Origin of the sequence: Hephaestia mangrovi (genome assembly GCF_019880555.1) — a bacterium.
GTDB lineage: Bacteria > Pseudomonadota > Alphaproteobacteria > Sphingomonadales > Sphingomonadaceae > Sphingomonas > Sphingomonas mangrovi.
Genome location: NZ_JAINVU010000003.1, coordinates 73,342 through 85,234, shown reverse-complemented (window position 1 = coordinate 85,234; position 11,893 = coordinate 73,342). Strand labels below are relative to the sequence as shown.

Genomic DNA, 11,893 nt, shown 5'->3' with positions numbered 1-11,893 from the left:
TCGATCATGATCCGGCGAATGGCAATGTGCGTCGCGCTGGCGGCAACTCTCTGCACGGCTCCGGCGAGGGCGATTGCGCCCGCTGACCGCGAAATTACGGTCGATCTAGCGCGGGCGGGCAGACCGCTCGACCGCTTCTATAATTTCTCCGTCGGCTCCGATTATCCGGGCACGCTGATCCGCACCGATTCGCAGGCGCAGCTCAAAACCGCAGTCGACGAACTGGGTTTCCGTTATCTCCGCTTCCACGGGATCTTCCACGACGTGCTGCAGACGGTGCGCCTGGTTGATGGCAAGACGGTATATGACTGGCGAGGCATCGACCGGCTCTATGACGATCTGCTGGCGCGCCGCATCCGTCCCTTTGTCGAGCTCAGCTTCACGCCTGATGCGCTCGCGACCTCGCCCCAGACGATCTTTTACTGGAAGGGCAATACCTCTCATCCGAAGCCCGATGGCTGGCGCAACCTGATCGACGCGTTCGTTCGACATCTCGAGGCGCGCTACGGCCCCGCCGAGGTGCGACGCTGGTATTTCGAGGTTTGGAACGAGCCCAATCTCAGCGGCTTTTGGGAGGGCGCGGATCAAAAGGCCTATTTCGAACTATACGATTCCACCGCGCGAACCATCAAGGCGATCGACCCGGATCTACAGGTCGGCGGTCCGGCGACAGCGGGAGCAGCTTGGGTGCCCGAGTTTCTCGACTATGCCGCGGCCCATCATACGCCGGTCGATTTCGTCACCACGCACAGCTACGGCGTCGATGGCGGCTTTCTCGACGAGAACGGCAAAAGTGATACCAAGCTGTCGGCCGATCCCAACGCGATCATCGGCGATGTGAAGAAGGTAAGGGCGCAGATCAGCGCCTCGCCATTTCCGAACCTGCCACTCTTTTTCACCGAATGGAGCACCAGCTACACGCCGCGCGATGCCGTGCACGATTCCTATATCAGCGCACCTTACATCCTGTCGCGGATCAAGGCGGTGGCAGGCGAGGTCCAAGGCATGAGCTATTGGACCTATTCGGATCTGTTCGAGGAGCCGGGGCCGCCCACTGCGCCTTTCCAGGGCGGCTTCGGGCTGCTCAATCCCGAAGGTATCAGAAAGCCGGCCTTCTTCGCCTACAAATATCTGAACGCGCTCGACGGGCGCGTTATCCCGACCGCAGATGCACAGGTGATGGCAACCACCGATGGTTCCTCCACGGAGGTGTTGCTGTGGGACTGGCAGCAACCGAAACAGCCCGTCAGTAACCGGCCGTTCTACACCAAGCTGGTGCCATCCACCCAAGCATCGCCGGCGAGAGTCGCGTTCGAGCATCTGCGGCCCGGCGGTTACCGGGTGCGTGCCTATCGCACCGGCTATCGCCATAACGACGCTTATTCGGCCTATATCGATATGGGCCTGCCGAAGACGCTCGATGCGGCGCAATTGAGCAGGTTGCAGCAACTTACTCGCGACCTGCCGGTCGTCGATCGCATGGCGACGATCGACGGCACCGGCCAATTCGATATCGAGATGCCGATGCGAAGCAATGATATCGTGCTCGTCACGCTGTCGCCCATGTCATCGGCGTCAATTGCACCCAAGGAGCGAAAGTAATGAAAGTGCCAGCGATCCCCGGTACCCGCGTTGTCGTCGCCGCGTTGCTGACGACGACTGCGGTGTCCGCGGCGCATGCTGCGCCGATGGCAACGCTCGATCGCTACGGCAGCAAGGTCTCGATCGAGCCCTATGCGCCGAACATCGTCCGCGTGACCATTTCATTGGAAAAGGACGAGGCCGAGGCCGCGCCCGGCTATGGCTTCATCGCCAAGCCGGACGATGCCGGCTGGACGCACCGGAAGGACAAGGCCGGAGACGTGTTCGCGTCCTCAGCTTTGTCGGTCATCGTCGATCCGTCGCCGACGCCGCAGCCACCGACGCAGATGCAACGCTATTTCGCGCCATCGCTTCCGCCCGTCGCGCTGACGATCCGGGGCGCAGACGGCAAGGTGCTGCTCGACATGACGGGTTGGGAAATGGCGCCGCATACGGTCAATACGGAAAAGACGTTTCGGGTCGGCGCAACTTTCTCGACCAGTGCCGACGAGCATTATTACGGGCTTGGCCAGAACCAACAGGGAATTCTGGACCTCAAGGGACGTACGATCGACTGCAAGCACAATTATGACGCGCCCGCCGGCGAAACGGTGTGCGTGCCGTTCATGGTCAGCACCAAGGGCTATGGCATCGTGTGGGACAATCCGTCTGAAACGATCGTCTCGCCGGGGCTCAACGGTCGCACGCATTTCCAGTCCGAAGTTGGCGAGCGCGTATCGTTCTTCGTCATCACCGGGCCGACCGCCGATGCGCTTTATGCCGGTTATGCCAAGCTGACCGGTCCAACGCCGCTTCCGCCCAAAGCGGCATTCGGCCTGATCCAGTCCAAGGCGCGTTATGAAACGCAAAAGGAACTGATGAGCGTCGCTGACGGCTATCGCCGCCGCGGCCTGCCGCTCGACGTGATGGTGCTCGATTGGTTCTATTGGACGCGGATGGGGCAACTCGACATCGATCCCACCGCTTTTCCCGACCCCAAGGGTATGAACGAGAAGCTTCATGCGATGGGGATGCACAGCATCATATCGGTCTGGCCGCGGTTCGAGAAGGAATCACGATATTACGATCTTCTCGCGTCGAAGGGCTGGTTCCTCCATGACAAGGACGGCAGCCCGGTCGATGGCCTGCCGATCCGTTCGGACCGCGCCGGCGCCCTGATCGACAGCACCAATCCCGACGCACGCGCCTGGTATTGGGGCAAGATTCGCGACAATATCGCCAGCCAGGGGTTCGATTGGTTCTGGCTTGACGAGACGGAGCCGGACCTCGTTCCCGATGGCCATTGGTATTCGATCGGCTCGGGCGACCGCTATCATAATGTGTTCCCGCTGCTTCATACCGAGGGCGTCGCGGAAGGATCGGCGCGTGATCGGCCTGACTTCCGCAATCTGCTGTTATGCCGTGCCGCCTATCTCGGTTCGCAGCGCACGGGGTGCCTGTTCTGGTCGTCCGATGTCGATGCCAGTTGGGAAGCGTTGCGCCGCCAAGTGCCGACCGGACTCGATTTCACCGCGACCGGTCTTGCTTACTGGGGCAGCGATACCGGCGGCTGGCAATGGCCAGCGCCGCACGTTCCCGCGCATCCGCCGTTGCTCGATCCCGCCGGCGCCACCGCGATGTCTCCCGGCGATCCCGATTATCCCGAACTGTTCACGCGCTGGTTCGAATACAATAGCCTTACGCCGACCCTACGCATTCACGGTCAGCGCCCGGCGACCGCCTTGTGGTCCTATGGCGACGCCGCGCTGCCGGTGCTCGAGCAATGGCTGCGGCTGCGCTATTCGCTGATTCCCTATCTCTATGCGCTTGGGCATACCACGGCCGAAACCGGCGCCCCCTTCATGCGCGCGCTGTTCATGGATTTCCCGGACGATCCGGAAGTCGCCGATCTTGACGACGAATATATGTTGGGTCCGGCCTTTCTCGTCGCGCCGGTCACGAGGCAAGGACAGACCAGCCGCCGCGTCTATCTGCCCGCTGGGTCTGACTGGTATGATTGGTGGACGAACGCACGCATCGCCGGTGGCCAGTGGATCACCGCCGCCGCGCCGATCGATCGTATCCCGCTCTACGTCCGCGCGGGCTCGATCGTTCCCCTCGGCGTCCAGGTGCCCAGCACCATGACCAAGCAGCCGTTGAAGGAGATTCGCGTCTATCCCGGCCGCGATGCAACCTTCACGCTTTATGACGATGACGGCACCAGCAAGCGGCCGGGCCGCACCGCGACGCTGAGTTGGCACGAAGCGACGCGCCGCCTGACTGCTTCGGGCGCACTGCCCACCGGGCAGTCGCTCGCGCCGCTGGTCAAGATCGTCTCGCCATCGGAGCCCGCAGGTTGAATGAAAAGCGGCGGCGGCTGCTGCCGTCGCCGTTGCGCCTCAATGGCAGTGCGCGCACCCGCTATGCGCCTTATCGCGTGCCGACCGTCGGCTGACGATAAACAGTGCCAGGCCCAAAAGCCCGAAGATCAGGTTCAGCCAAAAGGTATAGTCGATCGAAAAGCTCGTCAGCATTGCGCGGATGTCGGTGGCATGGTGCGGCACGATCCCGATCGCGGTGAACGCGAGATCGATGACGATCGCCGCGCCTGCCATCGAGGCGAACAGCACCAGGCCGATATAGGCCGCCATCTTCCATCCGAAATAGCGCCGATAGACATCGAGCAGCGGAAGCACGATCAGATCGCCGTAGATGAAGGCGATCACGCCACCGAAACTCGCGCCCCCGCCCCACAGGACCGCGGCGAGCGGAATGTTGCCGACCGAGCACACGAAGGTCAGCATCGCCACGATGGGGCCGATCAGCGCATTGGCCGGAACCTGAATCCAGGATGGCGCATCGGTCAGGAACAACGACTGCCAGAGGTCGCGCGGCACGAAGGCGGCGACGAAACCGCCGACGACGAAGCCGATCGCCAGATCCTTCCACAGCATAGACCATTCCATCGTGAAGTTCCGCGCGATGGTGGCTCGGATGTCGGGCCGCGCCAGTTTCTGCCACCAGCGCTGGTGATCGTCGCCCCCGGTTTCCGGCATGGTCGGATCATCGCCATTGCCCATCGATCGAGCCTCCTCGCCCAGCTTCGCCGGATAGGTCAGGCGAACGATCAGGCTCATGATGGCGATCAGCGCGATCCCGCCCAGCCATTCCGCAACCATGAACTGCCAGCCCATCAGCAGATAGAGAACGATGCCGAGTTCGAGCACAAGATTGGTCGCCGCGAACAGAAAGGCGAGCGAGGTAACGAGGCTGGCGCCCTTTCTGAACAGCGTGCGCATGATCGCCGCGGCGGCATAAGAGCAGGAGGAACTGGCCGCCCCGAAAAGGGCGGCGATTCCCACCTGCCGAAGATCGGAGCCGCCCAGGTGCCGTTTGATCGTATCGGTCGGGACGATCGCGCGCAGCACTGACGAAATCGTGAAGCCGAGAATGAGGGCCCAGCCCGTTTTCCACGCCATGCCGAATGCCATCAGCAGCGCTTGTCCGATCGTCGTGATGATGTCCGTCATGCTTTTCCCGTTACGCGTCGAACGCCGTTTGGCGCGGCAATGGAGGCGGGAGCGCTTGCGATCAGCGCTTCACCTTCTCGAACAGGTCGACCAGTTCGCCGAACTTTTCGTGCTGCTCGGCCGGATCACCCGATCGGATCGCATCGGCAACGCAGTGCGCGGCGTGATCCTTCAGGACCGAGCTTTCGACCTTGCCAAGCGCCGATTTCACCGCCTGGATCTGATGCAGGATATCGATGCAATAGCGTTCGTCCTCAACCATTTGCGCCAGCCCGCGCACCTGCCCCTCGATGCGCCTCAACCGGTTGACCGTGCTCTTGCGCATGTCGTTCATATAGGCCTCGCCGATACCCTGTAGGGGTATATAGCTGGCGCACCGCAAGGGCGTTTTCAAGAGGGGCCCCTGCAAAGCCATCGCCCGCATCGCGCCGAGACGGGTTCTGAGGCGACCCAATATGGCGGCCGACGGGATGGCTCGTTCGGGCACGCGTCCGCCACATGAGTGCTGACAAGACAGGTTCCCTTTCCCTATCAGGCAGCGATGGAACAGGTTGATGTCCTTATCGTGGGTGCAGGGCATGGCGGCGCGCAGGTCGCGATCGCATTGCGCCAGGGCAAGTTCGACGGGTCGATCGCGATCGTCGGCGATGAACCGGAATTGCCGTACGAGCGCCCGCCCTTGAGCAAGGAATATCTCGCCGGAGACAAGAGCTTCGATCGCATCCTGATCCGTCCGCCGGCGTTCTGGGAAGACCGGCAGGTGACGATGCTGCCCGGTCGCCGTGTCGTCGCGGTCGATCCAGCGGCGCATGTCGTGATGACCGCGAGCGGGGAAAGCATCGGCTACGGTGTGCTGGTCTGGGCGGCGGGCGGCCATCCGCGACGGCTCACCTGCCAGGGCGGCGATCTCGTCGGGGTTCACACGGTGCGCAATCGGGCGGACGTCGATCGCATGATCGCCGAATTGCCCGCGGTGCGCGACGCGGTGGTGATCGGCGGCGGTTTCATCGGGCTCGAAGCGGCGGCGGTGCTATCCAAATTCGGCAAGCATGTGACGGTGATCGAGGCGCTCGATCGAGTGATGGCGCGGGTCGCCGGGCCGGAGTTGTCGCGCTTTTACGAGGCCGAGCATCGCGCCCATGGCGTCGATGTCCGGCTCGGCGTGGCCGTCGAAGCGATCGAGGGCGATGGCCGCGTGACCGGCGTGCGGCTGGCCGGCGGAGAGGTCGTGCCGGCCGATCTGGTCGTCGTCGGGATCGGCATCGTGCCGGCGGTCGAGCCGCTGATCGCGGCCGGCGCGGTGGGCGGCAATGGCGTGCGGGTGGATGCGCAATGCCGCACCTCGCTGCCCGATATCTTCGCGGTCGGCGATTGCGCTCTGCATGCCAATCGCTTTGCCGGCGACGCCAAAGTGCGGCTCGAATCGGTGCAGAACGCCACCGATCAGGCAAGCGTGGCCGCGAGGGCGATCCTCGGCGACGATATGACCTATCAGGCGATCCCCTGGTTCTGGTCGAACCAATATGACCTTCGGCTCCAGACGATCGGGCTGTCGCTCGGCTATGACGAGACGGTGGTGCGCGGCGATCCCGCCGCACGCAGCTTTTCGGTCGTCTACCTCAAGCAGGGCAGGGTGATCGCGCTCGATTGCGTCAATGCGACCAAGGATTACGTCCAGGGCCGCAAGCCGGTCGAGGCCGGCGCCAGGATCGATCCGGCAGTGCTGGCGGATACGTCTGTGCCGCTCAAGGAGATGCTCTGACCGGGAAGCGTCGCGTTGGTGCCGTCAGCATTCGACGACGTTGACGGCGAGGCCGCCCTGGCTGGTTTCCTTGTAGCGCGATTGCATGTCGACACCGGTCTGGCGCATCGTCTCGATCACGGCGTCCAGGCTGACGATATGCGCGCCGTCGCCGCGCAGGGCGAGATAAGCGGCATTGATCGCCTTCACCGCGCCCATGGTGTTGCGCTCGATACAGGGAATCTGCACCAGCCCGCCGACCGGATCGCAGGTAAGGCCGAGATTATGCTCCATGCCGATCTCGGCGGCATTCTCGACCTGCATGTTGCTGGCGCCGAGCACTGCCGCAAGGCCAGCGGCTGCCATCGAGCAGGCGACGCCTACCTCGCCCTGGCAGCCCATCTCGGCTGCGGAGATCGATGCGCGCTTCTTGTATAGCAAGCCGATCGCGGCGGCGGTGTAGAGGAAGCGCCGCACGCCCGCCGCGTCGGCGCCCGGCACGAATGTGGTGTAATAGCGCAGCACCGCCGGGATCACACCCGCGGCGCCGTTGGTCGGCGCGGTGACGACACGGCCGCCGGCGGCGTTCTCTTCATTGACCGCGAGTGCCCACAGGCTGACCCATTCGAATACGTCCGCTGGCTCGATCGGCCCGCCGCGTGCGTTCAGCCGATCGTGCAACGCTCTGGCGCGCCGCCGCACGCCGAGCCCGCCCGGCAGCACGCCGTCCTGCGTCAGTCCGCGATCGATGCAAGCGCTCATCGCCTGGTGAACGCGATCGAGCAAGGCGTCGGTCTCGGCGGCAGGGCGCCACGCTTCCTCGTTGGCGCGCACAATCTCGGCGATGGTCAGGCTGCGGTCCTTGCCGAGCGCCAGCAATTCGGCGGCCGAAGCGAAATCGTGGCGCAGCGATACGTTGGTCTGCCGCGCCGGCGCCCCCGCCTCGACGATCGCGCCGCCGCCGATCGAGGCATAACGGCGCGTCAGCCGGTCGCCATCGGCGAATACCGCCTCGAACACCATGCCGTTGGGATGGTCGGCCAGGAAGGACGGATCGAGGACAAGATCGCGCGCCTCGTCGAAAGCGATCTCGGTCGCGCCATCGAGCGGCAGCCGCCCGCTTTCCCTTATGCCGGCGACGATTGCCGGCACGGCATCGGGGTCGATCGTCTCCGGTTCCCAACCGGCCAGCCCCAGCAGCACCGCGGTGTCGGTGGCGTGGCCGCGCCCGGTCAGCGCCAGCGAGCCGTGCAGCGTGCAGCGAACCCGCACCGGCAGTTGGTCAGCCGCCGCCAGCGCGGCGAAGCGCCGTGCCGCGCGCATCGGCCCGACGGTGTGCGAGCTCGATGGGCCGATGCCGATCGTGAACAGTTCGGCAATGCTCACCGGCACGGTGGGTTCGGATACAGTCATGCAAAGCCCAATCATCCGCCTCGCCCGATGCGAAGCGCCGCCGGGCGGAATACGACGGGCCGCTGCCCCTATCCAGCCGTGTCTTGAAACTCTCGGTGGCGCTGGTCCGGCGCGCTCGCGTAGTCAGCCATCGGCTGACGGGCAGTGGTCGAATTGCGCGCCGTCTGACAGCGACGGGGGCGGGGTTGCCGTTCCCCACGTGCTCGGCGCCGACCCCATGTGCAGCCGCAGCGTGCCGCCGTCGGCGATTTCCGACTGGCGAAACCATGCGCGGTCGAGCGGCTTGCCGTTGAGCTCGGCGGACTGGACGTACCGAGCCGTCGTGTCGCTTCCCAATCCCTCGGCGAGGATCGTGAGGCGCTTGCCTTCGCCCAGATCGATCGTACTGCGCGGGAAGACAGGCGAGCCGATCAGATACACATCCTGTCCCGCGACGGGGTAGAAGCCGAGCATCTGGAAGATCAGCCAGCTCGACATCGCGCCGGCATCGTCATTGCCGGGAATGCCCGCACGGCGATCGGTGAAGTCTCGCTCGCGATAGGCGATGATGCGATCGACCGAGAGATCGGGACGGCCAGCCCAATGATAGAGCATCGGAATCAGGAAGCCGGGTTCGTTGCCCATGTCGAAATGGCCATGGTCGAACAGCGTATCGAGGCGCTTGATGAAGCCGGCCTTTCCGCCGGACAGCCCAATCAGTCGCGCGACGTCCTGCGGGGCGTAGAGCGAATAGGTCCAGATATCCGCTTCGTACATGAAATCGGGCCAGGTGCCCCGCTCGACCAGATAAGGGGCGGCCCAGCTCCCATCGGGATTGCGCGGCCGCAGGAACCCGCTCACGCCCTCCACGCTCAGCGAGCGATCCCACAGATTGGCCCAGTTGCCGGCGCGCTTGGCGAACGCCCTGGCGAGGTCGTCCCGGCCGAGCCCGCAGGCAAGCTCGGCGATGGCGTAATCGTCATAGGCATATTCGACCGTGCGCGATCCGGCGCGTTCGTATCTGGTGCTGATATAGCCCTTGCCAAGATAGTCCGGCAGCCCGCCGCGCCCTTCCTTCTGAGGATTCTCCGGCGAGACGGTGGCGTCTTTCAGCACCGCCTGCAGCGCGGTCCGATAGTCGATGCCGCGCAGGCCCTTCACGAAAGCGTCGGCGATGACGACGTCCGCGTTGCTGCCGCCCTGGGTGCGGCCGTTGATATTGCCGCTGCGGCCGTCGGGCAGCCAGCCGTCGTGGCGATAGATATCGATCAGCGATCGCACCATGTCCCGGCTGCGATCGGGGGCGATCAGCGTCAGCAGCGGCCACTGGCTGCGGAACGTATCCCACAACGTGTAGTAATCGTCATAATAAGGCTCGCCCGACTGCCAGTTGGGATTCTCGCCGGTGCGATCGGTGGGCAGGAGCATGACGTGATACAAGGCGGTGTATAATTCGCGCCGCTGTGCCGGGGTGCCGCCGTCGACGGTGATCGGCGCCAGCGCGCGGCGCCAGCGCGCCGTCGCCGCCGCACGCGTGGCGTCGAATCCGGCCGCGGCGAGCGCGTTGTGGCGCGCCTGATGGATGCTGACGAACGACAGGCCGACACGCGCGGTGACGGTTTGTCCGGCATGCGCGCCGAAATCGAGGACGGCGCCGAGCGGGTGATCGCCCGATACGGTCACGTCCTTCCCGGCGGAGGGCGCGCCGCCCGTCCAGCTTCTAACGCCGCTTGCGTCGCGATCGGTGACGAGCGCGAAATAGACCCGATACTCGCCGCCCATGTTCCAGCCGCCGGCATAGCGGCCCATGCCGTCGATCTCGTGCCGCGAAGCGAGGTGAACGCTGCCGCCTAGGAAACGCTGATCTTCGGGCCCCGGGCTTTTGCTCAGCATCTGGTCGATGCGCACCGTCAGATGCGCCGGCCGTGCCGACAGGAACGTGTAGCGATGCACGCCGGCGCGTGCATCCGCAGTAAGTTCCGCACGAACGTCCGGGCGTGTCAACTTCGAGGTGTAATAACCCGGCGCATCGCTCTCCGCGCTGCGAGGGGATGCGAGGTCGGTCATGTCGAGCGGGCCACTTGCCGGCATCACCCGGATATTGCCGTATTTTCCCGCCGCTCCGCTCAAGTGGGTGTGGCTGAATCCCAGGATGCGTCCCGCGCTCCGATAGCCGAATTTGGTCGGTACGCCGTCGAAACTCTCCATGTCCGGCCCGAGCTTGACCATGCCGAACGGCACCGCCGCGCCGACGAAGGCGCCACCGCCCCAGTCGACGCCGATGAACGGATCGACCTCCGCGACAGCATCGCCGGGCGCCGGTGCCGCGCCGAGCAGAGCGAGCACCGGCAGGAGGGCGAAACCGCGGGCGATCCTCATTTCGCCGTACCCGCATCTCGTGGCGCCGGCGAGACGAGCGGCGCGACTTCGGCGGCGTGCCAGTCCGCGGCATCAACCGTCTCGACAGGCAGCCCGCCGCATTCGCCCTGCGTGCGCATCGGATTGCAGATCGAGGCGGCATGGTTCGGCAGGCGCACCGTATAACCGCCTGCAAAGCGCGGATCGGGCCAGAGATAATCGGTCGACACCATCTGCGCGCCCGAGTGCAGGGCAAGGTCGCGATGGCCGACATCATCGCGGCGCGCCTCGAACGTATCGGCATCGGCACGCGTGCGGACCAGGAATCCCGCGCGGGCGTCGCGCGCGATCCGGTCGGCATCCTTCACCGGATCGGTGAGCGTCAGATAGGCGGCCGCCGGCGACGATTCGTCGGGTGCATTGACGAACATCACGCGCCCCTCCAGCGAGTGGCGGGCGCCGCGATAGACGGCGACCACCGCCGGGCTTTCGTCGAGCGCGAACATGATCCGCCCCCGCGCTGCGCCCAGCTGCGGCCAATTGTCATGCAGCACGGCATCGCGCAGCGTCGCATAACGGCCCTGAACGTCGTCGGGCGTGATCAGCATCGCGGGCGGCAGCACGTCGCGGACTTCGCGATCGAGCGCGTCGAATGCTGTGGCGTCAAACGGCAGTAGCGGCACGCCGCCGGGCGCGGCCCCGCCCTGCTTGGCGTTGATCAGGATGGTGATCGGGGCGTGATGGGGATGGGCTTGCGACCACGCCTTGACGATGCCGAGGCACCGCTTGAAAGTCACACAGCTCGACCGGAAATCCACGTCGGGAATGTGCAGCACCTTGAATCCCGGCCGGCGCATCATGGCAACCCAGGCGGGATCGAGCCTGGTCTGCGTCATCCGCGCGATCAGCGGGTCGGCATAGCGGCCGCCGTTCGGATCATAGACGACATCGATTTCGATCTGGCGCGCGCCAGCGTTCAGCTGGGCGGTCAGCGACTTGTGCGCATAATCCAGCCGTTTCGCCAGCAGTGCGTCATGATCGGCGATGATACGGTAATCCGGCGCGGGGATCGCGTGCTTGTAGCTGTTGTGGGTGCCTATTGTCAGCAGGTCGTTGACCCGAAGATGCCGGTCCATCCATTGCCTGGCGCAGCCTGGCCCGGCGGCTGTTGCCGTAGGCGCGTCGAGCCTGCATCGCGGGGCGGCTGCCGCGGGCGTGACGGCCAGGGCGGCCGCCATCGTGACGAGCATTGCTGTGCGGCGTCCGGCGATCCGATGATGCGTCATGAAGG

At 64.9% G+C, this 11,893-nt stretch carries 8 protein-coding genes; 3 read left to right on the top strand and 5 right to left on the bottom strand.

Annotated features, from left to right (window positions below; all coding sequences use genetic code 11):
• The first annotated feature begins 6 nt into the window (after positions 1-6).
• A complete protein-coding gene (locus K7G81_RS07820; RefSeq protein WP_255586779.1) occupies positions 7-1,602 on the top strand; it encodes a GH39 family glycosyl hydrolase in 1,596 nt (531 codons plus the stop codon).
• Entirely contained in the window at positions 1,602-3,941 is a 2,340-nt protein-coding gene (locus K7G81_RS07815) for a glycoside hydrolase family 31 protein (protein ID WP_223030227.1), read from the top strand. Before K7G81_RS07820 ends, K7G81_RS07815 begins: the two co-directional genes overlap by 1 nt.
• A gap of 39 nt (positions 3,942-3,980) precedes the next feature.
• Here the strand turns inward: K7G81_RS07815 and K7G81_RS07810 are convergent, their stop codons facing one another.
• Both K7G81_RS07810 and K7G81_RS07805 read right to left on the bottom strand, forming a co-directional pair.
• A complete protein-coding gene (locus K7G81_RS07810) occupies positions 3,981-5,111 on the bottom strand; it encodes a permease (protein WP_223030226.1) in 1,131 nt (376 codons plus the stop codon).
• Between the two features lie 61 nt (positions 5,112-5,172).
• On the bottom strand, positions 5,173-5,445 hold the full coding sequence (locus K7G81_RS07805; protein WP_223030225.1) for a metal-sensitive transcriptional regulator: 273 nt from the start codon (positions 5,443-5,445) through the stop codon (positions 5,173-5,175).
• Between the two features lie 207 nt (positions 5,446-5,652).
• On the opposite strand from K7G81_RS07805, the gene K7G81_RS07800 reads away from it, so the two are divergent.
• Positions 5,653-6,873, top strand: a complete 1,221-nt coding sequence (locus K7G81_RS07800) for an NAD(P)/FAD-dependent oxidoreductase (protein ID WP_223030224.1) — start codon at positions 5,653-5,655, stop codon at positions 6,871-6,873.
• Between the two features lie 24 nt (positions 6,874-6,897).
• On the opposite strand, the gene K7G81_RS07795 is transcribed toward K7G81_RS07800, so the two are convergent.
• From K7G81_RS07795 to K7G81_RS07785, 3 genes are all read right to left on the bottom strand, one after another.
• On the bottom strand, positions 6,898-8,265 hold the full coding sequence (locus K7G81_RS07795) for an L-serine ammonia-lyase (protein WP_223030223.1): 1,368 nt from the start codon (positions 8,263-8,265) through the stop codon (positions 6,898-6,900).
• 123 nt (positions 8,266-8,388) lie between these two features.
• Positions 8,389-10,623, bottom strand: coding sequence for a GH92 family glycosyl hydrolase (locus K7G81_RS07790; RefSeq protein WP_223030222.1), 2,235 nt, complete (start codon positions 10,621-10,623; stop codon positions 8,389-8,391).
• The gene (locus K7G81_RS07785) at positions 10,620-11,888 is read right to left on the bottom strand and encodes a phosphatidylinositol-specific phospholipase C1-like protein (RefSeq protein ID WP_223030221.1); all 1,269 of its coding nucleotides are present in this window, start codon (positions 11,886-11,888) and stop codon (positions 10,620-10,622) included. The genes K7G81_RS07790 and K7G81_RS07785 overlap by 4 nt, the downstream gene beginning before the upstream one ends.
• Positions 11,889-11,893 lie beyond the last annotated feature (5 nt).